This is a genomic window from Verrucomicrobiia bacterium (genome assembly GCA_035495615.1).
Classification (GTDB): Bacteria; Omnitrophota; Omnitrophia; order Omnitrophales; family Aquincolibacteriaceae; genus DATJFP01.
The window spans coordinates 1-23,484 of the sequence record DATJFP010000078.1; the positions used below are offsets into that span (position 1 = coordinate 1).

Below are 23,484 nucleotides of genomic sequence, written 5' to 3' on the forward strand. Positions count from 1 at the left end.
GATGATGGACTGATACTTGGAATCGCGCGGGATTTCCGCGCCCAAACTGAGAAACACGTCGTGCGTGAAGCCCGAGCAGTCCCGGCCGTTGTACTGCCCGCCCCATCCGTAGCGCGCACCCAGCAGCTTGAAAGCCTGGCGGATGATGTTAGCCTGGCTGAAAGCCGGAAACTTGGCCGACACGTCCGCCTGAGGATCAAGATAAGCCTTTTCGAGGGAAACCGCGCCGTCGGATTTACGGAACGGCATCCAGACCGTGCGCGGGGTCAGCTTCGCGCGTGGAAGGACAGTGCCCATGCTCGCGCGGCCGACCGAAGCCGTAAGCTCCGGGTCGGAATAAATTCTCACGCTCTCGCCCGTCACCACAAAATAGTCCGTCGACTTCACATATTCTTTCATCTCGCCGCGCGAAGGAAACAGCGCGATGTCTTTGGCGTGCACCCACCCGCGCGAGTAAGGCGCCTGCAGGTAATACCACTGGCCGTCGGGAGACGTGTGCAGGATGCCGACGGGCGTCCAGGTCTTGATCTGCGTGAACTGGAGCTGGTCGAATTCAATGTCGCCCAATTCCTCGAGCATTTTCACATCGGTCGGCACCGCGCGGACGGACGCGGGCCTGACCGCGACGCCCCATTTCAATTTCACGCGGCTGGGCACGGTTTCCCAGGCCATGACGGGCTTCACTTTCTGTTCAAAAAATTCTTTGGGAATGCGCTGATCATCCACCCCGAACAGAAGGCGGTTGCTGACGGTATTGTAGGTGGATTCCAGGGCCTCGCTGACTTCCGCCCCCCGCCGCGAAGCATCCAGCTTGAAAACGTTTTTGCGTTCCTGAATGGCGTCTTCGATTTCCTCGTTGAATTCGCTGAGTTCCGCGGGCGTCTTGATGGGCGTTTCCGCATTCGGGATGCGCTTGATCCAGTAGTCGGGATTGAGCTGTTCGGGCGTGACGCTGGTCAGCATCAGCGGGCCTTTGGGAAGCGGAGGCAGTTCTTCTTCCGCGCGGCCCAGAGGAGCCATGAGCAGGACGGCCGTCAAAAGAGACAAAGCCTTGAGCGTACGGCGGTTTTTGGTCAAAAATAATTTCATGCGATTTAAGTAAACCCTTTTCCGGGGGTTATCAGAAGCGAGGGAGGCTTCTCAGCGAAAGGAACCCCATTTTACAACGGCTCGCGCGCGGCTGCAATGTCGCGCTTCGATTTTTTTACGCGGCTTTTACTTCCCGCCCGCAGACGCGCCGCTTTCCGGGCGCATACTCGCCTCTATTGAAAGGGGCTCTATGAACATAATGTATCGTTTACTTTACCGCATTCTTGAAGTTCTCGACGGCACCTGGATGAGCTGCGTGCGTTTTTTTCCCCGCAGGCCTTCGGCCAGGATCAAACGGGAGCTTCGCAGGAAAATCATCGCGGCCTGGGAACTTGGATCGGTTTGACGGGCCGGCGGCGGATTTCTTCAAAACGGAAAAGGCGGATTACGCGACCGCGGCGTCCGGCCCGAGCGGGATGCCCATGCTCCCTCCGAACGCAAGCGGGCGGGAAACATTACGAATGCGGAAGCGGTCCCGGGCGGGATCCATGCTTTTACGGTAGTAGACGATTTTTTTGATGCCGGGATTTTCGCGGAGGCAGTATTTCACGAGCCGGCGCACGGCAATGGGAATCTTTCCCTCGGAAGCCACGAACGGAATATAGAGGATGTCCCCTTCCTCTTTTTCCGGCATCTTGTCTTTGCCTTTCTCGTCCCATGCCTTGATCCGGTACGCGCCGAGCACGGCGTTCAGCTGGGACCCCTTCACCGAGCAATAAAGCCAGCGGCGGCGGTGCATATAAAGAAGCGTGCTCATCCACTGGGCAGGCAAAAGATGCGGGCAGGCTTCGGAAGAAAGCACAAGCTCGTAGATTTTGGACAGAAGCTCGTTCTCGGTCATACCGCTCCTTGGGGAAGGCCCGGGTTAATGATAAGTAACGGCGAAAGTTCCCCGGGATAAAGGAAATTTTTACGGGACGGGCGGTCCCTGGCGGGCGGCCTGCTCTAAGTCCTTGGCCAGTTTGGCATAAAGGCCTCCGAGACGGACCAGTTCCTCGTGCGTTCCCCGCTCCACGATGCGGCCCTGGTCCAGGACGAGGATCAGGTCCGCGTTCCGGATGGTGCTGAGGCGGTGGGCAATGGCGATCACGGTCTTGTCGCGCAGCACATGTTCCACGGCTTTTTCCAGGCACTGCTCGGTCACGGAATCCACGGCGCTTGTTGCTTCGTCCAGGATCACGAATTCTCCGGCGCCGGCGACAGCCCTCGCAAAGCAAAGCAGCTGCCCCTGGCCCGAGGAAAGATTCTTTCCATTTTCCGCCACGTGAAAATCGTATTGGCCCGGCAGCCGCCCGATGAACGAGTCCGCGTAAACGTAATGCGCCGCGGACACAATATCGTCCGCACCGATGCCGTGCCGGTCCAGCCCGATGTTGAAGGCCACGGTCTCTTCGAACAGATGCGCGTCCTGCGTCATGATCGCGATTCTCCGGCGCACGCGCGGCGGCGCAACCTGGGCCAGCTCCGCGCCGTTTAGCCGGATCGAGCCTTCGTAACCTTCATACATCTTGCCCAGCAGCCGGATGATCGTGGATTTTCCGGAACCGGTCGGCCCCACGATCGCAATCCTCTGCCCTTTGCGAAGCGTGAACGAAATGCCGTCCAGGACGTCCGGCCCCTGCTTGCGGTAGCGGAAGCGCACGTTCTCGAAGCTCAGCTCGCGGAACGCATCGCCCGGATCGGCCTGGCCGTGACGCGGCTCGGACGGCACCGCATAAGTCTGATCCATGTGCTCGAGCGCGGCGAACGACTTCTGGAGCACCGTGAGATGCCCCGCGAAATCGCGGATCGGCGCGAACGCGCGGTCGACAGAATTCATGAACGCGATCAAAACGCCTACCGTCACGCTGCCCGCGGCAATGCCTTTCGCACCCGCCCACAGGATCAGGACCAGCGCAAAATTGGTCAACCCTTCCACGCCGGAAGCCACGCTGACTTCCGCGAAATTGGCGAGCCGCTGCGCGTTGTAGTAGCGGTGGTTTTTCTGCGCGTAGCGTTCCGCGGCCCGGGCTTCGGCCGTGTAAAGCTGCAGCGTTTTCACGCCTTTCAGGCATTCCTGCAAAAAACCGGTGGATTCGGCCAGCGCCGCGCGCGCGCTGAGATAAATCGCGCGCAGTTTGATCTGCACCCAGCGGATCAGGAAAAATGACGGGACCAGGACCGCGAGCAGGACCAGCGTGAGCGATCCCGCGATGTGGAAGAGAAAAAGAAGCAGCGCCGTGATCTTCAGGACATCCGTCAGCACCCCGACCATGCCGACGCTCAGCGATTCGCCGATGGAATCCGTGTCCGTCGTGAGCCGCGTCAGGATGGCGCCGACCGGATGATGGTCGAAAAAAACGCGCGGCAGGCGAAGCACGTGCCGGTAAAGATCGCTGCGCAGGAAATAAATGCCCGTCTGCCCCACGGCTTGATAGATATAGGCGCACGAGCCGTCCACGGCATAGCTCAAGGCCCAGACGCCCAGCATGGCCGCAACGAGCGCCGGCATTTTTTCCCAGTGCCCAGCCATGAGGCAGGTGTCCACGAACGTCATGAGAAGCCACGGGCCGAGCACCGCGGCCGCGATCGACAGGGGCAGCAGGCCGAACGTGATTTTGACCCACAGGAGTCTCGGCCGCAGCGCGCGCAAGGCCTTCGAAAGGAGCAGGAGTTTCTTTTTCATGTTTCCTCCGCCCCGCCGGGCACGCCCGGCTCCGCGGGTTCCGCGGTCGCTTCTTTCGGAAATTCTTCTTCCCTTTCGGGCGCCGCGTTCTGCAAAAGCCACGTGTCGCGGTAAAAGCCTCCGCGGCGCAGCAGCTCTTCATGCGTTCCCTGGTCCGCGATTTTTCCGTCTTCCAGCACGAGGATGAGGTCCGCTTTTTCGAGCGCCTTCACGCGGTGCGAGACAAGGAGAAGGCTCTGGATGTGCCGCTTTTGATAAATCGTCTCCAGAAGCCGCCGCTCGGTTTCATAATCCACAGCCGAGAGCATGTTATCCAGGATCAGCAGCGAGCACGGCGCAAGCAGCGCGCGGGCCAGGGCCATTCTCTGTTTTTGCCCGCCGGAGAGCATGATGCCTTTTTCGCCCACGAGCGTTTTCTCCTGCTGCGGAAAATGCCTGACTTCATTTTCCAGGGCGCATTCCCGAAAAATCCGCCACAGCTCGTCGTCCCCCAGATGCGCGCCGGAAAGAAATTCCACGTTGTCGCGGACGGTTTCCGAAAAAAGAAAAGGTTCCTGCGTGACGGTCCTGATCTTCGAGCGGAGTTTCGCGAGGTCCATGACCGCCGCGTCTTCCCCGTCCACGAAAATGCGGCCGGGGCCCGGATCGAGGTACCCGTTCAGGCAATTGACGAGCGTCGTCTTTCCCGCGCCGATGCGGCCGAGAATCCCCACGACCTTGCCCGGCGGGGCCTTGAAGGAAACGCCGCGCAGGATCTCACCGTCCGCCCCCGGATACGCGTAATGAAGGTCGCGCACTTCCAGTCCGGGCTCAGGCTTTGCCGGCGCCGCAATGGCGGCCGCTCGGGCCGGAGCGCCTTCGCTCCGGCACTGAGAAGACCCTCCGCGCTCGAAGCGCGGAGCTCGGGCCGGCGGCTTTTCGCTCAGGATCGTCTCGATGCTTTCCAGGCCCAGGATGCCCTGCTGCAGCATGTTCGTCATCCAGTTGAGGCCCATGAGCGGCGCCATGATGAGCGCGATGTAGGCGAGGTAGGCCGTAAGATCGCCGACCGAAAACTCCCCGCGCAGGACCATGCGCGCGCCGAGCGCGAGCACCAGGATTTTCAGCAGGGATTCGAGGCTGCCCAGGAGAGGCCCGAGAAAGCAGTTCCACACCGACATCTTGAGGCCGGTCGTGAGCCAGCCGAGATTGTGCGTTTTAAATTTGCGGCGTGCCCACCGGGCCATGGAAAAGTTTTTGATCACTTCGACCGCGGACAACGACGACGCGCTGAAGGCCGAGAGGTCGCGCATGTGCGCCATCTGCCGGCGTGAAAGGATGCGGACATGCTCCATGCCGGTCCGGTAAACCGCGAACACGACGGCCGCAGCAAACGCGGCCCAGAGCGTGAGCCGGGGCGACAAGCGCCACATCTGGGCCGGGGCCAGGGAAAATGACGACAGGAGATTCACGACCTGGAAAACGCCGAAGCCGCACAAGAGGCGTACGCCGGTGATATCGTTGTTGATCCGGGAGATGACCGCGCCGGAGGAATTGCGGTCGTAATAATTTTTGTCCAGGGAGAGGAGTTTTTCGAGCAGGTCCCCTTTCATCCGGCGCTCGATTTCGCGCGCGGCATTGTAAAAAAGGAACCGGGAAAAGATGCGGGCCGCGGCCATGCCCGCGGCAAGCGCCGCCATCACGGCCAGGTAACGGCGAAGCCGCGAAAAATCCGCGCCGCCGGACGTGATCAGGTCGACACTCAGCTTGATGTAATGCGGCAGCGTCACCGCAATCCAGTTCGTGCCGAGCGTGGCCAGCGCCGCCAAAAGATACTCGGCCTTATGCTGGCCCAGATAATGAAAGAGAAGCCTCATGCGGCGGGTCGCCATGACAGGTCACGCCTCTTCGGGCGGCTTGACGTGGCGGAAGGCCCGATACATGAGAACGTCGTAGACGACCTTGATCGAGGACCCGATGTAGATGCACGCGGGCAGGCTGAGCGCCTTGATCACCGGCGCGGCCACCATGGATGAAAAAGCCCAGGCCAGGTTCCGCGCCAGCGTGGCCGATCCCGCGGCCAGCGTGCGCTCCTCTTCCTTGACGATGGCCACGATATAAGACTGGCGCGTGGGCAGGTCCATTTCTACGAGGGCCTCACGCAGCAGGAACAAGATCACGGCAATCGGAAGCGTCGGTGAAAGCGGCACGAGCATGAGAATGAGACTCGAAGGCAAATGCGTGAAGACCATGGTGTTGACGAGACCGATCCTCTTCGCGAGCCAGGCCGCGCCCAGATGCGAAATCCCGTTGGCCAGGCGCGCCGCGAGAAAGAAAGGGCCGAGGAACGCTTCCGAAACGCCGAAGCGCTGGAAAAACCAGTAACTCAGAAGCGCCGTGCTCAAAAATCCGCCGCCGAAACTGTCCAGACCCGAGATCAAGGCGAACTGGCGGATCAAAGGACGCGACTCCGCGGAAATCTTGCCCTGAGTAATCGCCTTGGCCGCCTGCTCCGGCGCGGACTGCACATGCCCCAATTCCACCCGGCGCGGGATCAAAAGGACGAGCACGCCGGAAAGAAAAACCAGCGCGCCGTAAAAAATCCACGTGGCCTGATACGAACCCAGCAGCGAGAATCCGGCCCTTTCCCGCAGGAGCGCAGGAATGATGCCGAGAAAAGCACCCACGGCATTGCCGGAATCCACGACCAGGCTATACCACGCAAGCGTCTGGGTCCTGTGCCGCGAGTCTGTCACCTGCGCGAGCATGATCTGGTCGAGGGTCATGCTGGCCCCGCGGTCGCGGCCCATGCCGTTCACCATGCCGATGAAAAAGGCCGTGAAGAGGACGGCTTCCGACCTCGAAAGCGCCGCGGCAAGGCCTCCCGCGGCCATGAGCAGCCCGACAAAGGCAACCGAAATTCTTCTTCCGAAGCGGTCCCCGGCAAAAGTCACGATAAACGTGGCCGCGGCGCAGCCGCAAAGCCCGAGCGAAACCGCGAACGCGATCTGGAAAGGAGTGAACCCGGCTTGGGCGAGATAAACGGAAAGAATGACGCTGGAAAGGCTGATGGCCACCGCCCGCAGTCCCGCGGCCCCGAGAATGAGGAAACAAGCCGGGCCCATCAGACGGGGTCCGGAAGGCGGGAAGCGTCGAGCCCTTCGTAAAATTGGCGCACGGCACTGTCGGCAATTATTGAGCGGGCTTCCCATCCGCTCAGGCTCACGCCGCTGCCGTTGCGCGCGCGGCTGAGCGCCACGTAAGCCTGTCCCGGTTCCCACAGCGATTTCAAATCCACGTGCACGCGGTCGAGCGTGGTGCCCTGGATTTTGTGGATCGTGCTGGCGTAGGCAAGGTTCACGGGGAAATTATGCGCGAACGCGACTTCGTGGCCGTCTTCGTCCTGGATGCTGAACGTAAATTTGTTGATCTCCATGCGCCGGCCGCGCACCTGCACGCACAACGTCTCGTCGGTCATGTCCACGACATGCCCGACCGTGCCGTTGATGAAACGCTGCTTGGGATCGTTGACGCGCAGCATGACGAGCGCGCCTTCTTTCAGCTCCAAACTGGGCGGGATCGGCGCTTCTTTCATGAGCCGTTCCATGTAAGGCTGCGCTCCGCCGTATTCGGTATCGTAAAGGCGGGCCGCGAGCGGAATCTCCGCGAGCTTGGCCTTATTGAAAGCCTCGGTCTGGACGCGGCGCGGAAAAAGATGAGGCACGTCGCTTTCGAGCTCCTCTTCCATGGTGAGCCGGCCGTTCAGGAAAGCCTCGGTCTTTTCGGTCAAGGCGCCCCAGCGGATTTCTTCGAGCACTTCGAGAAATGCCGCGTCGCGCGTTCTTTTCACTTCGCGCAGCACCACGGTCTGAAACACGGACCGCTCCCAGGCCGGTCCCTGGAACCCCCACATCCGCTCGGCTCCCCGGCTGATCGGCGGAAGCTGCGCGAAATCCCCCACGGCGATGATGCGGATGCCGCCCCAGGGCTCCTGCGACTGCCGCACGGCGCGCGCAACGGCTTCGGCCGTGTCAAGGGTCTCGGACGAGAGCATGGAAATTTCATCGATGATCAGCGTGCGGGCGTCCCGGAGCCTTTTCTTGAGCCGGCTGTTTCGGACGGCCTTGTCGAACACGGCTTTGGGCCCGCCCTGCATGATGCCCAGGCCGAAGAAGCTGTGAAACGTGCGTCCGCCGACGAGAATGGCCGCGGCGCCGGTGCTGGCAATGACCGGAACGTCGTCCTCGGTGTGGGCCAGATATTCGCGGATCAGGAAGCTTTTGCCCGTGCCCGCGCCTCCGGTGATGAAGATATTGGCGCACGAATCCGTCAGCAGGCGCAGGCCGTGCTGCTGCGAAGGCGTCAATTCATGAGGAGAAGGTTCGGGGGCGGCTTTATGCGTCATTAACGGGAAAAGTTTTTTGTGATATGTTGGTATGGGAAATGGCCGTGACTATCTTATACGAGGCCCCATGAAAGTAAAATCAAAAATCCAGCCGGTCCTGATCATCCACGGCGGCGCGGGCTCGAGCCCGGGCGGCCACCGCAGCGCGGAACTGCGCAAGAAAATAAGGCGCGTGCTTTCGGCCGCGCACAAAAAGCTTTTGGCTTCCAGCGCCGTCGAAGCCGTGACTTACGCGGTCAGGCTCCTGGAAGACGATCCGGCTTTCAATGCCGGCACGGGTTCTGTACTCCAATCTGACGGCAAGGCGCGCCTGACCGCGTCGGTCATGGACGGCGAACGCCTCGTCTTCGCCGCGGTCATCAACGTCGAAAACATGAAGAACCCCGTCCTGATTGCGCGCAAGCTCCTGGAAGAAGAGTCCCGCATCCTCTCGGGCCCGGGCGCGTTTCGGTTCGCGCGCAAAAAAGGATTCAAAAAGCACGACCCGCGCACGCCGCTTTCGATCCGGGCTTGGCGCAAGAAGAAAGCCCTGGGATGCGACACGGTCGGGGCCTGCGCGCTGGACGCCTCGGGCCGCCTGGCCAGCGCGACGTCGACGGGCGGACGCGGCATGGAATTTCCCGGCCGCGTCAGCGACAGCGGCATGCCCGCGGCGAATTACGCGACCGCGGATGGCGCGGTATCCGCGACCGGGCACGGCGAGGAAATCGTGGACGAGGCTTTGGCCGCCAGGATCATCCAGCGGGTGCAGGACGGCATGACCCTGGAACGCGCCTTCGCCAAGACGTTTGCCGAAGTGCGGCGCCGGAAAAAACGCATGGGCGCCATTGGACTCGACAAGCGGGGACGAATCGCGCATCGGACTTCGACGCCGAGCCTGATCTATGGCTGGAAAAAAGGCGGGACGATCAAGACCTTCTAGACGGGCTCCGGAAAGTTCAGGCTGCGGGCCATCTTGAAAAAGACAGGCTGCTGCTGGACGAAAGTGGCTTCTTTGCCGCTGAACGTCACTGAGTAAATCTGCTCATTGCGCACCATCACGTAATTCAAATACATCATGCGCGTTTTGCCTTCCATCTGCTTCCGGAACTTGCCCTTCAGCGTGTAAAGGCAGTATTTGGTCCGGGCCCCGTCGATCTCGGTAAAGCCCTGAAGACGCATGTTCACGGAACCGTACATGGGCGAAAACAAGTCTTCCCATTTGAGGTCTTCGGTTTCCATGCCCGCCCCATCCCGGACGGAGATGTTCACGCTTGCGCCTGAGGTGTATTCCGAAAAAGACGCGGCAACGCCTTCGTATTGGGGAATCTTCGGGGCCCAGCCTTCGGGCACCTCGATCACGAAGCGGCGGTCCGGGTCTTGATAAGGTTCTGCGAGCGGCGCGCGCATTGCCGAGAAAAAAACCGCGATGCCGCAAAGAAGGGCGAAAACCTCAGGTCGTTTCATTTTTCTTTCTTTCTGGGAGCGGCAAAGGCTCCGGAGATTTTTCAACGGCTACTTTGTACTGCGAACGGATCTTGGCCTGGATCTTCAGCGCAGCCTTGGAATGGGCGTCCGACTTGACCATGTCTCCCAGCGCGATGTAAATCCGCGCCAGGTACAAATGCGCGGTCTCGCTTTCGGGGTTCTTCTGCAGCCCTCTCTCGAAATAATCGGCCGCTTCCTTCAGGCGCCGGCGGTCGGTAAAAAAACGGCCCGCCCAAAAATAAGCCTCCGCCTGTTCCGGGAAGGCTTTCGGCATTTCCGCGTAAATTTTTTCCGCATTCGCCCAATCCTGCTGGGCCTCGAACCCCGACGCTTCGTGCTGCATTTCCTGAAGTGTCTTGGCCTGGGCGAGAGCCGGGCCGCTGAGCGCGGCCGCCAGGAACAAGGCGAAGATTTGGGAAGTTGCGGGTCTCATGAGGTGCTTCCGAAAAAAAACTCGGGGAAGATTGCTCTTCCCCGAGTTTCAAAAACTTAGGTTAGGCCGCCTTGTATTCGAAATTGGCGGTCGCGTCGCCGCTTTCGGTGACCGTGATTTCCTGGGTCTGCGTTCCGTATTTTTCATGCCAGGCCTCGATCGTATACTTGCCCGGGGGCAGGTCCTTGATCGTGAACGAGCCGTCGTCGCCGGTCACGCCGAAATACGGGTGCGGCAGAACGCCGACATAAGCGCGCATCCAGGGATGCACGTCGCACTTGATTTTCACCATGATTTCGGGCGTCGTGAATTTCTTTTTGACTTTCATGCCCTTGATCGGCATGCCGAGGTTAAACTCTTTCTCCGCCGTCGGCATCGCGTGCACGTTGTGCAGCGTGCTGTCGCTGTTGATGATTTCGAAGTCCTGATTGACCTGAGCTCCCATGACATGCGGCGTGTAAAGGCATCCGCTCTGGTCGAATTTCACGGGCTCTTTCGGCGTTTCGAAGGTCTTGCCTTCGAGGCCCGTCTTCACGTACACGAACACGTTCTTCAGAGTATTGTTGGAATTCACGATGACTTCGGGGTTCGTGACCGGCGTCGGATGAGCGCTCATGCACGTCGGGTCCGCGTTCATTTTGATGACGTCTGCGGCGGGCGCGGTTCCGGAAAAGTTCACGCTTCCGGTAAGATTGGCCGCCATGGCCTGCGAAGGCAGGATGATGAGGCCGAGAATGACGAAGGCTGACAAAAACGTTTTCATTTTATCCTCCATGGGTTCAGTCCAGTATCATAGCCGTAACCAAAAAAATAGCAAGCCGCCGGGATGTCGGGGTTTTCCCCGAAACTAGCCCTGGGAGGCCGCGGCCGCCGCCTGCGTGACCTTTTGCGCCTCTTCAGGCGTAAACTGCCAGAGGTAGTCCCGGATGGCCTCGATCTGTTTGACGGCGTCGCCCTCGAAAATATTCGGGATCGGCGATTGCCCGTCCGCGAAGAAGGTCGGCATCATCGTGCCCTCAAGAAGGGCCTGGGGGTCTTTGAGCCACTCAGGAACCCAGTCGGCCTGGAGGCGGTGCTTGGCCATGGTGAGGTCCGGCGCCAGGAACGAGGCGGTAAGCCCCGGTTCGGGATTGGATTTGTGGCATTTGATGCACTGCAGGGTCGTGAAAAGCTGACGGCCCGCGTCGATTTTTTCGGGCGTGGATTCCACGGCTTCCGATTTATAGGAAATCTGGGCCTTGTCCAGATTGTGGAAATATTCCACAAGCGTATTGAGCTTGGCCTCGTCGAAGCCGAACGTCGGCATCCGGTATTTCAACCAGGGGCGGATGGTCGTGGGGTTCTGGATGAAATGGTAGAGCCACTCGCCCTGCACTTTTTTGCCCTCTCCTTTCAGGATCGGCGGCGCGTTGCCCGGATCCTCGGCGAGCGTGCGCAAAAGGCCGTCTTTCCCGTCGAGCGTGTGGCAGCCGTTGCAGTTGAAGCGCGCGACAATAAGCCGCCCCTCTTCCACTTTTTTCTCGTTGAGGTCGAGGTTCTTCTTCATGTCCATGGGGATATATGCCTTCTGCAGGCTGAGCAGAAACGTCGTGAGCGCGTCGGCCTGTTCGTCCGTGAAATCGAAATTCGGCATGCGCAGTTTTTCATGGTAGGTTTTGACCTTGCCCTGGTCGAAAAAGCGCGGGTCTTTCATTTTCTGGAAGAACCAGGCCTCGCGCGTGTGCGGCAGGTCGGAAAGCGCGAAGTCCAGCTTCTTGATTTCCTTGGAGCCTTCTTCAGTCAGGTCTGTCCCGATGCGCTTGGCGTCTTCAAAGCCCTTGATGTCGTGGCAACCCATGCAGCCCTGATGGCTGATGCTCTGCTTGCCCACGTATTCGAGTTTTTCTTCGGCGCTCATCTTGTCGAGCGAGGCGCGCGCTTCCTGCTGGCGCATGCGGCCGGTCATGAAGGCCATGGCGAGCGTATCCACGACTTCGGGCGACACGCGCGGCGGCGTGATGCCTTCGAACTTTTCGTTCTTGTCCGCGAGCAGGAAGGCGGTCAGGTCCGCGGCTTCCTGGTCGGAAAGACGCAGGTTCGGCATGCGCGTGTCCGGCCAGTAATGCTTGGGATTTTTCAGCCAGGTGTAAAGCCAGTCGGCCTTGACCTTGCTGCCCAGCCCGACCAGCTCGGGGCCATGCTCGCCGCCCTTGATCTCCCCTTTGGAATGGCAGCCCATGCAGCCCACTTCCTGGAAAATCTTTTTGCCGTTTTCCGCGTCACCCTGCACCGGCGGCGGCGTGAGATCAACCGGGTCGGAATTCTTCGTGAGGTATGCGGCAATGCCCGCGATCGCGGCATTGCTCTTTTCCACACTCTCTTTGTCGGAAGTGTTGCTGAGGTGGAAGATGCGCGGCATCTTGGTAGAAGCCCGGAATTCTTTCGGATTCTGCAGCCAGCGCACGATCCAGTCGGACTCGACCTTGCTTTGGATGTGCGTGAGGTTCGGGCCGACCTTCCATTCGCCGTGCTGCATGTTGTCGACTTTGTGGCAGGCATAGCAGCCGTTCGTCTGGGCCAGGCGCCGCCCCTCGTTCAGCTTGTCGGCGCCGGGGATCGCGAGCTCGCCCTGATGGCATTTGGTGCAGGACGCCTGCACATGATTGAGCGGCAGCATCTTGTCCGCCCAATGATGCATCTCGTGCCAGTGGTATTTCTTTTTCCAGGCCTTGGCCTGGTCTTCGTTTTGGGGCGTATGCGCGGAAGTCGTAAAATTTGCGGAATGCCCGCTGCCGCCGTGGCAGATGGTGCAGCCGATCGTTTCCATGGGATGGGGGGAATTCTGGCCCAGATAAAGGTCGAGGTTCGGATGCGTGCGGAAAGGCTGCGGCGCATCTTCAAAGCCTTTCTGGTCGATGCCCAGGTGGCAGCTCACGCAGCGGTCGACTTTGGGCACTTTCTGAAAATAGTAGTCGTCGTAGAGATGCGAGACCACGATCTGCTGGATCTGGAGCGACGGCGCGATAAAATCCAGCATCGGGGCGTTCAGGATATTTTTGACGAGCGACGGCGAGAGCTTTTTGATCTGCTGCTGGAACTGGTCGACGTCCTTGGTCATCTTGGAAACGTCTTTTTGCAGCTTTTTCTCATGCTCGAGGAGCGCGTCGATCGCCGCCTGCTTCTCGTCGCGTTGGGCCTCAAATCCTTCGAGCTTCTTTTTTAATTCCGCGATCTTGGGCTCACGGTCCTTGAGCATCTTGTCGTAATGCTCGGTCTCTTTTTCCTCGTTGTGTTTTTTGACCTCTTCGTAGAAATAGCGGTTGGAATCCTGGTACTGCTTGAGCGTCTGGTACTGTTTGTTCGCGACCGTGTAGTCCAGGTTGATCTTGTCGCGCTCTTTCTCGAGCGCCTTGATCTCGCCGCGCTTGGCCGCCGCGTCCTTGTCCGCCTGGGCAAGCTCGGCTTTCAGTGTCTCGAGCTGCTTTGCGTCCATGGCCTTTTTCGCGGTCTCGAGCTGAGCCTGGATCTTTTCCCGCTTGTAGGCCATGAATTTTTTCTGCCAGACCTTCCATTCGCGCGTGGAGTCCTGGAGAATCATGCCGGCGAGGCTCAGCAGGAGGACAAACGACGCCACAAAAAACCAGAACGCGGTTTTTTTCAGGTCATAAAGCTTCGGCGATTTGTCTGGAGGCATAATCCGGTCTTGGATTAAATGTTAAAAAAGAACTCGGGTATCGAGACAATGTATTTCAGGTTAAACGCCCATCGTAAATACATCTTGAGCGGCAATGCGAGAAGGGTGAGCGCCAGCATCATGAAAATGCTGTAACGCACCGGCCCGAGCTTGTCATGGAACTTTCTGAGCGACGTCTTGGCAAGGATTGCCGGCGGCGCCATGAGATAGGTCGCCGCGATGATGATGCCCGGCAATTCCCGGATGAACCAGCTGTGCGGCAGGCCGCGCCCCAGCCACTTGATGTAAACAAACTCGGAAAGGTTGACGTTGAGGAGCGGCACGAGCTTGTGCTCGTCCCAAATCTCGAAAGGCCCGAAAAAGTTCCAGTTCGGGCCGCGCAGGAAAGTTCCGAACGCGATCATGAGAATCCACAGCACCCAGAAACCGAAAAGGAAGGTCGAGATGGCCATGCGGCGCTGCTTGAAGCAATAAAACCCGGAGTTCTTGTTGTCCGGGTCCAGGTACGGGATCGCGCAAAGCCCCAGAATAATGAAGGTCGGGAAAAGAACGCCCGCGATCCAGGGATCGAAATAGACGAGCATTTCCTGGAGGCCGAGGAAGTACCACGGCGCCTTCGACGGGTTTGGGGAAATGGTCGGATTGGCCGGATCTTCGAGAGGCGCCTTCAGGAAAATCGACCACAGCACCAGGCCGATGGAATAAAAAAGCGCCACCACGAACTCGATATAAATAAGGTAGGGAAAGACCATGACCTTTTCTTCGGATTCGGTCTTTTCCACCGTGGGCTTGCCCTCTTCGATGAGCTTGTCGTTCACGACGGCTTTTCTGAGCGCGTACCAGGTGAAATACGCGAAGATGAAAAGCATGCCCACGATGGGAACGTTGTCGGGCGTGGTGACGATGGTCCGGAAATGCTCGTCGGTGAGACCGAGGCCGAAAAACGCGAGGCCGAGGGCGGCGAGGATCAGCGCGACGGGCGGCGAGGTGAAAAAAGCGGGAAAGGAGACAAACAACGCAAAGAAAACAATCGTCGACGTGAAAATCGTGGCCGGCGACGAAACGTGGTTCACGGCTTGTTTGATCGTATCGAGCATGACTCTCCCCGCATCAGTCCGGACGCCGGTTTAAAGCGGCGCGCTGATGCCTCCGTCTTTACGGATTCTCCAAAAATGCACGGCCATCAGGATCACGACGGCCACCGGTATGGCAACGCAATGAAGAATATAAAAGCGGAGAAGCGCGGCCTCGCCCACAAAATGGCCGCCGAGGAGCGCAAAGCGCACGTCGCTGCCGGAGTGGATGAGCTGAATATCGCCGAGTTTCAAGAGCGCGGCGCCCGGGCCTTCGTGCCCGAGGAACGGCGTGGCGCGGGCCATGTTGCTGCCGACCGTGATGGCCCACATGGCCAGCTGGTCCCACGGAAGCAGATAGCCGGTAAAGCTGAGAAGCATCGTGAGGACGAGGAGAATGACGCCGATCACCCAGTTGAATTCGCGCGGCGGCTTGTAAGAACCGGTCATGAACACGCGGAACATGTGCAGCCACACCGTGATGATCATGGCATGCGCGCCCCAGCGGTGCAATTCGCGCATGATGCCGAACGGAACGTGTTCGCGCATGGCGATGATGTCGTTGTAGGCGTATTCCACGGTCGGACGGTAATAGAACATGAGCAGGATGCCGCTCACGACCAGCGTCAGAAACACGAAGAACGAAAGCCCGCCCGCGCACCAGGTGAATCCGAATCTCGCGCCGGATTTGCGGACTTTCACGGGATGCAGGTGGAAAAAAACGTTGGTGAGGACCGTCATGGCGCGGTCGCGGTCGTCGTCGGAATAGCCGTGGCGGAACATCGACTTTCCGACCTGAGTCTTCATGCGGAAGTCTTTGAAGCTGAAGGAAGGCAGAAGATTGAACGGGAATTTCTTCTTCGGTGCTGCCGCGGCGGGAGCGGCAGGTTTGGGCGCGGCGGCCGCGGGCGTCACGGGTTTCGGCGGCTGCGCGGCCGACGGCGGAGGCGTGGCCGGGGTCTTGGGCGGTTCGGGTTTCTTGGGACCGGAACCCTGCGGATTTTCCGGTTTCGGACCTTGCTGCTCGGAGCCTTGCTCGTCTGCCATATCCTCACAACCCTGTTTTAGAAATTAAAGGGTGAGAAAACTATCCGGGTTATTCCACTCGCCTTTTTCCTGCTGAAATTTCCGGCTCTTGTCGATCACGATCTGTCCGTCGTCGCCAAGCCGGATCGCGACGCGCTCGAGCGGCCGGGGCGCGGGGCCCTCGAAATTGATGCCGCTCTTGTAGAACCCGCTGCCGTGGCAGGGGCATTTGAATTTCTGTTCGTTTTCCAGCCAGCTCGGCGTGCAGCCCAGGTGCGTGCAGACGCCCAGGAGCGCATAGATGCCGTCGACCGTGCGCACCACCCACACGTTGTATTTTTCTTTCCAGCGCACGTCCACCATGCCGATTTCGTAATCTTCGGGCTTTCCTGCCTTAAAGGAAGACTTGGGCTCGAAAAGGACGTTGGGATACATGAAGCGCAGGCACGTGCCGAGCGCCGTGGCCGTCGAGGCGGCAAAGGCAATCCATGCGAATTTCAGCCAGGAAACCACGAATTCACGGCGGGCGGGCGAGGCAACGACAGCGGGCTTGGCCGCTGCGGGAGCGGCAGGACGGGCAACGGCGGGTTGTTTGGATTCCGGAAGTTTCGAATCGGGTGCCTGATCCGTCACGAAAGACTTTCCCTTTTTGTTGTTTCCAAAACTTCCAGGGCCGCCTGCCTGACTTTCAGGCTGGAGTCCGATTTGGAAAGTTCTTCAAGTATCGGCATTGCGTCCGCGCGCTTAAGAAGTCCGAGGCCTTTGACCGCGTTGACCATGACTTCCTCGACCTTGTCCGCGGGAATTTCCATCGCCGCCAGGGTGCTGCGGTCGGTCATCTTCACCAGCTCGGCGTATCCCGCGTCATTTCCCAGCCTCGCAAGAGCAAGGGCCGCGTTCCAGCGCACGTCCCGCGATTCGTCGTCAACCAGCGGAAGAAGCGCCGGGACCGATTGAGGATCGCCGAGCGCGCCCAGCACGTACGACGCCATTTTCTTCAGGTCTTCCTGCGGCGAAGCCAGGAAGGGCTCGATATCTTTGCGCGCCGGCAGGTATTGTTTCTGCCCCAAGCCCCAGAGGAGATAAAGCTGGACCTCCTCCTCGGTTTCTTCCTTCAAGGCCTCGTAGAGGGCCGCGCCCGCTTCTTCGCTTTCAAAACGGCTGAGCGCGATCGCCATGTAAGAACGGGTGCGCGCATCGTAACCCGCGCGGTCTTTCAGGACGTGGATTACTTCCTTCATGACGGCGCCGGACCGGATCATGGCCGGATCGCGGTTCAATTCGTTCGAAAGCTCGAAGGCCTTCTGCCAGCGCTTGCTTGGAGATCCCGTTTTGATGGCCGTGATCAGTGATTCCGGAGTTTCGGTCTCTCGCGTCAGCAAAACGACCGTGCAGAGGAGGACCGCCATTCCCACGGCGATCAAAAGAGGAAAGACAAAGAGCCCGTAAAATAATTTTCTTCCAGAATTCGGAACGGATGTTTGCGAATCTATCATTTTTTTAAACGGGAATCAATCGTTTGATAACAAATCATGGCATTTGAAAGCATGCCGGAGCCATCTTAACGTCAAAGAGCGCTCGCCGCCAGCGCCTTTTTGGAAGAATTTTTTTTGTATTTCCAGGCCAGTCCGCCCAGAAGCGCGAGATCCGCGGCAATGCCCGCCAAAACATAGATAATTCCCCCGCCGCCGAAGCCGTAGCTGTGAAGGCCCGCGCCGAGCACGAAGTTCACGCCGTACCAGGCCATGAGCACGCCGAGGAAGGCAAAACAGGAACCCAGCGCAATGCCGAAATTCCCGGCCCAGCCCGCGAAGCGCGCGTGCAGCACCACGAGATAGCCGAGCAGCGCGATGAGCGCCCAGGTTTCTTTCGGATCCCATCCCCAGAACCGGCCCCACGAATAATTGGCCCAAACGCCGCCGAGGATCGTACCCGCCGCGAGAAGCACGACGCCGACTTGGAGCGTGCGATAGAGGTATTGCGATAACCGGCGCTGCTTTTCCACGTTTTCGGGAGAAAAAGCAAAAGTGGTCACGGTGCCGTGCCCGAGCGCCCAGGCCAGGAGAAAAGCACCGTAGCTCATGGTGATCGTGAGCACGTGAATCGTCAGCCACATGTTGTTGCGCAGAACGGGGACGAGCGGCGAAATAGCGGGGTTGAGCGCCACGGGAAAAGACTGCGCGAGAAGCAGCGCAAAGCCCGCCACCACGGCCGCGCTGTTACGGATCACCAGATTTTTGTAAAAAAAGTAGAGAATGAGCGAAATAAAGGCCGCGGCCCAGGACACCCAGATCATGGACTCGTACATATTCGTGACCGGAGGCCTTCCGGCCACCATGCAGCGCAGCACAAATCCGAAAGTATGAATCGAGAAGGCCGCGGCGAAAAGGCCGAGCCCGGCATACGTCAGCGCGTTCACAGCGGCCGAAGGCCGCTCCACGCCGTAGGAACCTTTTCTCCGGACCGCGGCGCCGGCAAGCGAGACAATCAGGCTGAGGAAATAAAACATCCACGCCAGGTGGAACGGGCGCAGCCGGAGGTAGGTGATTTCTTTTCCTAATACGGATTTATCCAGGCGTATGCCGCGCGACTCGAACAAGGCGCCCAGCGACTGGGAAAAAGCTTCGGCGGTCCCGGCCGAGACCGCAGCGCCGGAATCCTGGGCGTCCCGGATTTCCTTTAATAAGGCGGCCGTAGCCCCGGTGAGGCGCTCGGAAAGTTCGGGCGAAAAAAACTGCCCCAGGATTTCCTGGCCCTGCACGGAAACAAACGATTGGACGGGCAGCCAGCCCGCGCGCGGATCTTCGGGATGCGCGACAAAGCCGGGCACTGCGTCCTGCGCGATATTTTCGAAAAAGACGGCGCGTTCATAAAGCTCGAGACGCTTTTTTTCCAGGACCGTGAGCTTGTCCTTCCGTTCGCGCTTCATCGCGGCTTCTTTGACGAGCTGTGTGAAAGGCCCGTGCTGCAGCACGACTTCGGCCGAGATGCGGTTGTTGACGAGCATGAGGCCGAATTCTTTGCGCAGCGCATGGTACGAAACCGGGATGATCGGCCGCGAAGCCCACGCCTCGCCCGCGGACATCCATTCCCAGACCAGCGCCGTGGGCGCCTCGCCGCCGAATTTTTGCCTGCCCGTCACGTAGAGAACCGCTTCCTGGGCAAAACTCTGGAAAGGCTTCACGCGCCCGCCCTGCTGCACCGGAATTTCTTCCAGGATTTTCAGCACACCGCGCGAGAAAGCGGCGCCGCCCTTCGCGGGCTCGGCGGCTTTCGCGGCAGGCAGGAAGGCTGCACTCAAAAAAATGGCGAGGATGGCGGCAAAATTTTTCTTCATGTCAGGAACTTTTCGTTTGATACAGCTTGCGCATGGAAAACATCGTGATGATACCACCGATCATGATAACCGCGCCGAGGTATTTCACGGCAACGCCGGGATCTTTTCCGACGGCAAAAACCGAAACCTCGGGCTGGCCCTCGGCCAGGCTGTAGGCGGCCTGATAGATTTTATAGCCCTGGTATTCCAGCGGCTTGTTCATGGAAATCGTGGTGTCGCGCACAACGCCGCGCATGTCGTCTTTCATGGTCACATCGCTCGAAAAGCTGGCGGGCTGGTTGGTGCCGGGATCGTTCTCGATTTTGAAATCGCGCAGCTCGACCTTGAAGCCGAGCGGAATTCTCTTCTGTCCGTAAACGAGATCGTAGGGAAATTGGCCGAGCGTGATCTTCTGGCGCACGCCCTGTTCCAGCCAGAGTGTCTGCGTCTCGCCCCCCGCGGAGATTTCGACCTGCACGGCGGAGGTCAAATCTTCAGCCTCGGAGTTGCTGGGCTGGGGCTCGAAAGCTTTGACAACGGCGGCGTGAGGATAAAATTCATCCACGGTGAATTTCAAATCCATCCAGCCCGTTTCCACGTCCTGGCCCAAAGGCACGGCATCGGAACGCATTTCGGTTCCTTTGCTCACCTGGTACATCAGGCCCTTTTCCGCGTCCATGGCAAAACGCAGTTCGTTGTTCGGCGCTTCGGCGTCAGGCAGCCGGTAATAAACTTTCACGCCCGCGGCGCTGGGCTTCATGCCGTGCACCGTGGGAAAATCGGGAAAACGGGCAAATACCGTATGATTTTCCCGCAAGCCTTCTCCTTCGAGGAGAAATTCGACGGCCGGGTTCGTGGCTTTGTCCTTTTCTTCCGGCTGGTCCACGAGATCGCGCCCGACGACCATGGCGTTTTTCAAAACGCGGCGGAACGTCACCTGGTACGGCGTTCCGGCAAGCGGCTGGGTCTGAGGAATCACCAGCTCTTCCGGCACGGGCAGAAAAACGGAAGGATGGTTTTGAAACGCGAATTCAAGGGTTCCGGCCGCGGAGGGCTTTTCTACGCTTTCCTTTAATAAGGGGCCGGAGAAGATCAGCTTGGCCGGACCGGCCGAAACGCTCTGGCGCTGAGGGTCGTTTTCCACGAGCCACTGGGACTGATTGACGAAAGAATTGTGAAGCGTGACCTTCAGCGCCGCGGGCCCCGCTTCCGCTTTTTGAAGGGTTTCGTGGACGCGCGCTTTCGGGTACAGCTCCCGCATCCGGAGTTCAAAGGGCGCGTCGCGCAGCGCCAGCTTCTGATTTCCTTTCCAGGGAAAGGCCTTGGGAGGGACCTTCACGATCCAGTCCCGCCTGAGGTTCTGGGAGAAAATATAAACTAACGGTTCGGAAAGCGTGATCGCGGAGCCCGTCTCGCCTTCCGCGATCGGCATTTGGCCGTCCACCATGAAATGCCGCGAGAGAAACGCGCCTGTCAGGATGGTGATGATGCCGAGGTGCGTGACCACGAATCCGATGTGTTTTTTCTTCCACGGGAGCCGGTCCAGCGTCGCGGCCAGGACATTAACGCCCAAGCAAAACAAGATCACGCCAAACCACCACGTATCATAGACCAGGATTTTCGCGGCCTCGGCGCCGTGGAGGGATTCCACAATCGTGCCAGCGGCCAGCACCGTCATGAGCGATGCCAGGACAAAGATCGCCAGCTTCAGGGAAGCAAAGAAGCGGAAAAGTTTTTCCAAGAAGACCGGGGCCCGCTTCTGCGCCGGAGCGGCGGTTTTGGCGGCATCCGATGGAGCGGCTTCAGCAAACATCCACTGGTTTGGAACTTTCACGAGGCCTCGGTCTTATAGTATTCCCATGCCGAATGGAGCGGATGGCGATGGGGGCAGCCTAAGCTGCGAAATCGCGGGGGATTCCCGGATTTTCTGAGGAAAAGACCTTTCCAGTATAGGGGGTTTTTTCTAATTGCGGAAGAACATTTTGATCGCCACGAGCGCCAGAAATACGGCGAAAAGCCGGCGCAGGAGAAGCGAGCTGAGCTTCAGAGAAAGACCCGCGCCGATCCAGGCTCCAATGATGGCAAAGGCCGCGACCATGAGCGCTGCCTTCCAGTTCACATGTCCTGAAGCCGCGAAACGCGTGAGCCCGGAAAAAGCGGTGGGCAGGATCACGGCGAGCGAAGTCCCGATCGCCAAATGAACATCGAAGTGAAGCAGGAAGACCAGCAGCGGTACAAAAATGAGTCCACCGCCCACGCCGAAAAGGCCGCTGCAGATTCCGCCGAACGCTCCGATCAGCGCCAGCCACAGCCACGTCATAGCCGCTCCTGTTTAAAAATTAAACCCGCCCTGAGGATTTTGTTTTTTGAAGGGCTTGAGGTCTGGAAATGAGGCGGCCTCGTCGAGCGCCTGGTTCACGAGCCTGTCCACGTAACGGATTTTTTCGTGCGTGCGCGGGACGTGACGGAACGATATTTTGCGGAAGCGCGTCATCTTTTCTTTCGCCTTCAGGAAAAGCTCGAGGATGTGCGGCGTTTTCACGCGGTATTCGCCGCAGATCTGTTTGGCCACCAGCTCGCTGTCGACGTAATATTCGACGTCCTGGATGCCATGGGCCGCGGCCATGTCCAGGCCGGTCAGGACGGCCGTGTATTCGGCGACGTTGTTGGTGGTATTACCGATGACCTCTTTATGGTCTTCGATCATCTCCCCTTTCGGATCGCAGAGAAGGACACCGATCGCGGCCGGGCCGGGATTGCCGCGGGCGCCGCCGTCGGAATAAATTTTGTAGGCCGTAGACATGCGGGCAGTGTAGAGAGAAGCAAAAAGAGTGTCAAGAAAAGCAAGCGAGGCCATGAAAAATTGCGGCGGGACCAGGCCGGAACGTCTTCGTTTCGGCACGGTTGCGAGGGCTCGAAGCCCTCGCTAACCAGAAGGATCGGGGGACCCTGAAGAGCCCTGGGAGGCCGTTTCAGGGTCCCCGATCGGACCGGTCAGATCCTTTTTAGTTGATCTTCACAAACCGGAGCAGGTACAAGAGCCCCAGAACCAGAAAAATCGGCATGAACGGAGTTAATGTTCCGCCATAGTGGAGCCCGATCGTGATTCCGATGAATAACCCTGCCACTAAATGATCATCGAATTTCATAAGCGTGCCCTCCATTCTGGACCCACCAGCTCCCAGAGCCTTCTGTGGGATCCGCATTTAAAGACAAACTCGGTTACAGGATCAGGTGTGACGCAGCGTCTTGACAATCATGAACACGGCTGCGACTACGAGTATGGGCAGGTAGAGCGCGAGGCTCATGTAATATTTCAGCCCAAGAACCACACCTATCAAGATCCCCGTAGTCAACTTTGTATCTAGGTGCATGCTACTCACCCCTTTCGCATCCCCCGGGATACCCAGGGTATAATGCCTCTCTAAGAATGAAAACGCGCGAAGCGGGTGATATTCTCAGGCTAAAAGAACCGTAACACACGTTTTATAGGACGTCAACGCGTTATCGGACTCATGCCTCGTAAGCGGCCAATATGGAATGAGTTAGGATGGCGAGAAAAAGCTATTTTCCGCCGGGTTTGACCTGTTCTTCGAGATCGTCGATCTCTTTTTGGAGGGCACGAATGCGATTCTTGAGAGCCTTGACGGGATCCGGCAAATCGCCGTGTTCGAGGTCGCATCCCCGGACTCTTTGGCCGTCTTTGCGGACGATTTCGGCCGGGACGCCGACCACCGTGCAGTTGTCCGGCACCGGACGGATGACCACCGAACCCGCGCCGACCTTCACGTTATTGCCGATTTTGATGCTTCCAAGGATTTTTGCGCCCGCGCCGACCACCACGTTGTCCCCCAGCGTGGGATGCCGCTTGCCGCGCTCGAGACCGGTACCGCCCAGCGTGACGCCCTGGTAAAGGGTCACGTTTTCCCCGATTTCCGAGGTTTCGCCGATGACCACGCCCATGCCGTGATCAATAAAAATGCCGGGGCCGATTTTCGCACCGGGATGGATCTCGATGCCCGTCCAGAAGCGGGCGATCTGAGAAAACATCCTGGGAAAGAACGGAATGTGCAGGAGCTGCAGGAGATGCGTAAGCCGGTGGATCAGGACCGCATGGAACCCGGAATAAAGGAAAACCACTTCGAGAAAACCCACGGGCGTCCGGGCGGCCGGGTCCCTTTCGAAGCAGGCTTTGAAGTCTCTATAAATAGCGTAAAAGATATTCATGGGCGGGCATTATTTCATAAATGGAAGGTGGAGTAAAGGGGCGGGGTCTACCGGGCAAGGTCCGCCTTGAGGGGATCTCATACCTGCGCCCCCGTGGCGCAGGTACGTAATGGGAGGGCCTCGATGGCCCT

Annotated in this window: 21 protein-coding genes; 2 read left to right on the forward strand and 19 right to left on the reverse strand. The window is 59.0% G+C overall.

Translation table 11 applies throughout. The features are described 5' to 3' along the window. Positions 1-1,077: SH3 domain-containing protein (locus VL688_09940; GenBank protein HTL48363.1), on the reverse strand; the 1,077-nt coding region annotated here is incomplete at its 3' end. Positions 1,078-1,279: 202 nt separating this feature from the next. Between VL688_09940 and VL688_09945 the strand changes: the two genes are divergently transcribed. Continuing rightward, a complete protein-coding gene (locus VL688_09945; protein HTL48364.1) occupies positions 1,280-1,435 on the forward strand; it encodes a hypothetical protein in 156 nt (51 codons plus the stop codon). A gap of 39 nt (positions 1,436-1,474) precedes the next feature. Here VL688_09945 and VL688_09950 read toward each other — a convergent pair whose 3' ends face one another. The 5 genes from VL688_09950 to VL688_09970 all read right to left on the reverse strand — a co-directional run bounded on the left by VL688_09950 (position 1,475) and on the right by VL688_09970 (position 8,138). Next, complete coding sequence (locus VL688_09950; protein ID HTL48365.1) at positions 1,475-1,930, reverse strand: hypothetical protein; 456 nt, start codon at positions 1,928-1,930, stop codon at positions 1,475-1,477. A gap of 69 nt (positions 1,931-1,999) precedes the next feature. Then, positions 2,000-3,754 carry an ABC transporter ATP-binding protein gene (locus VL688_09955; GenBank protein HTL48366.1) on the reverse strand — a complete coding sequence of 585 codons (1,755 nt, stop codon included), beginning with the start codon at positions 3,752-3,754 and terminating at the stop codon, positions 2,000-2,002. After that, positions 3,751-5,625: an ABC transporter ATP-binding protein gene (locus VL688_09960; protein ID HTL48367.1), complete on the reverse strand. Its 1,875-nt coding sequence runs from the start codon at positions 5,623-5,625 to the stop codon at positions 3,751-3,753. The genes VL688_09955 and VL688_09960 overlap by 4 nt, the downstream gene beginning before the upstream one ends. Before the next feature lie 6 nt (positions 5,626-5,631). Beyond that, on the reverse strand, positions 5,632-6,858 hold the full coding sequence (locus VL688_09965; GenBank protein ID HTL48368.1) for an MFS transporter: 1,227 nt from the start codon (positions 6,856-6,858) through the stop codon (positions 5,632-5,634). Next, on the reverse strand, positions 6,858-8,138 hold the full coding sequence (locus tag VL688_09970) for a PIF1 family ATP-dependent DNA helicase (protein ID HTL48369.1): 1,281 nt from the start codon (positions 8,136-8,138) through the stop codon (positions 6,858-6,860). The genes VL688_09965 and VL688_09970 overlap by 1 nt, the downstream gene beginning before the upstream one ends. A gap of 67 nt (positions 8,139-8,205) precedes the next feature. Here VL688_09970 and VL688_09975 point away from each other — a divergent pair, with 67 nt between their 5' ends. Beyond that, complete coding sequence (locus tag VL688_09975; protein HTL48370.1) at positions 8,206-9,060, forward strand: isoaspartyl peptidase/L-asparaginase; 855 nt, start codon at positions 8,206-8,208, stop codon at positions 9,058-9,060. On the opposite strand, the gene VL688_09980 is transcribed toward VL688_09975, so the two are convergent. The 13 genes from VL688_09980 to cysE form a co-directional block, all read right to left on the reverse strand. Continuing rightward, entirely contained in the window at positions 9,057-9,584 is a 528-nt protein-coding gene (locus VL688_09980; GenBank protein HTL48371.1) for a hypothetical protein, read from the reverse strand. The two genes, VL688_09975 and VL688_09980, sit on opposite strands and share 4 nt — an antisense overlap. Continuing rightward, positions 9,571-10,038: a tetratricopeptide repeat protein gene (locus tag VL688_09985; GenBank protein ID HTL48372.1), complete on the reverse strand. Its 468-nt coding sequence runs from the start codon at positions 10,036-10,038 to the stop codon at positions 9,571-9,573. Before VL688_09985 ends, VL688_09980 begins: the two co-directional genes overlap by 14 nt. A 61-nt stretch (positions 10,039-10,099) precedes the next feature. Continuing rightward, positions 10,100-10,801 carry a carboxypeptidase regulatory-like domain-containing protein gene (locus VL688_09990; protein HTL48373.1) on the reverse strand — a complete coding sequence of 234 codons (702 nt, stop codon included), beginning with the start codon at positions 10,799-10,801 and terminating at the stop codon, positions 10,100-10,102. An 84-nt stretch (positions 10,802-10,885) separates the two neighbouring features. Then, positions 10,886-13,711 carry a c-type cytochrome gene (locus tag VL688_09995; protein ID HTL48374.1) on the reverse strand — a complete coding sequence of 942 codons (2,826 nt, stop codon included), beginning with the start codon at positions 13,709-13,711 and terminating at the stop codon, positions 10,886-10,888. Between the two features lie 14 nt (positions 13,712-13,725). Next, positions 13,726-14,808, reverse strand: coding sequence for a hypothetical protein (locus VL688_10000; GenBank protein ID HTL48375.1), 1,083 nt, complete (start codon positions 14,806-14,808; stop codon positions 13,726-13,728). 30 nt (positions 14,809-14,838) lie between these two features. Beyond that, entirely contained in the window at positions 14,839-15,591 is a 753-nt protein-coding gene (locus VL688_10005) for a cytochrome b N-terminal domain-containing protein (GenBank protein HTL48376.1), read from the reverse strand. Positions 15,592-15,855: 264 nt separating this feature from the next. After that, on the reverse strand, positions 15,856-16,443 hold the full coding sequence (locus VL688_10010) for a ubiquinol-cytochrome c reductase iron-sulfur subunit (protein ID HTL48377.1): 588 nt from the start codon (positions 16,441-16,443) through the stop codon (positions 15,856-15,858). Next, the gene (locus VL688_10015) at positions 16,440-17,219 is read right to left on the reverse strand and encodes a HEAT repeat domain-containing protein (protein ID HTL48378.1); all 780 of its coding nucleotides are present in this window, start codon (positions 17,217-17,219) and stop codon (positions 16,440-16,442) included. The genes VL688_10010 and VL688_10015 overlap by 4 nt, the downstream gene beginning before the upstream one ends. A gap of 158 nt (positions 17,220-17,377) precedes the next feature. Further along, a complete protein-coding gene (gene ccsA, locus VL688_10020; GenBank protein HTL48379.1) occupies positions 17,378-19,147 on the reverse strand; it encodes a cytochrome c biogenesis protein CcsA in 1,770 nt (589 codons plus the stop codon). A 1-nt stretch (position 19,148) separates the two neighbouring features. Next, a complete protein-coding gene (locus VL688_10025; protein HTL48380.1) occupies positions 19,149-20,960 on the reverse strand; it encodes a cytochrome c biogenesis protein ResB in 1,812 nt (603 codons plus the stop codon). Between the two features lie 129 nt (positions 20,961-21,089). Continuing rightward, positions 21,090-21,446, reverse strand: coding sequence for a sulfite exporter TauE/SafE family protein (locus VL688_10030; GenBank protein HTL48381.1), 357 nt, complete (start codon positions 21,444-21,446; stop codon positions 21,090-21,092). A 12-nt stretch (positions 21,447-21,458) separates the two neighbouring features. Further along, on the reverse strand, positions 21,459-21,929 hold the full coding sequence (locus VL688_10035; protein HTL48382.1) for a ribonuclease HI family protein: 471 nt from the start codon (positions 21,927-21,929) through the stop codon (positions 21,459-21,461). A gap of 761 nt (positions 21,930-22,690) precedes the next feature. Next, the gene (gene cysE / locus VL688_10040) at positions 22,691-23,353 is read right to left on the reverse strand and encodes a serine O-acetyltransferase (GenBank protein ID HTL48383.1); all 663 of its coding nucleotides are present in this window, start codon (positions 23,351-23,353) and stop codon (positions 22,691-22,693) included. Between the last annotated feature and the right edge of the window lie 131 nt (positions 23,354-23,484).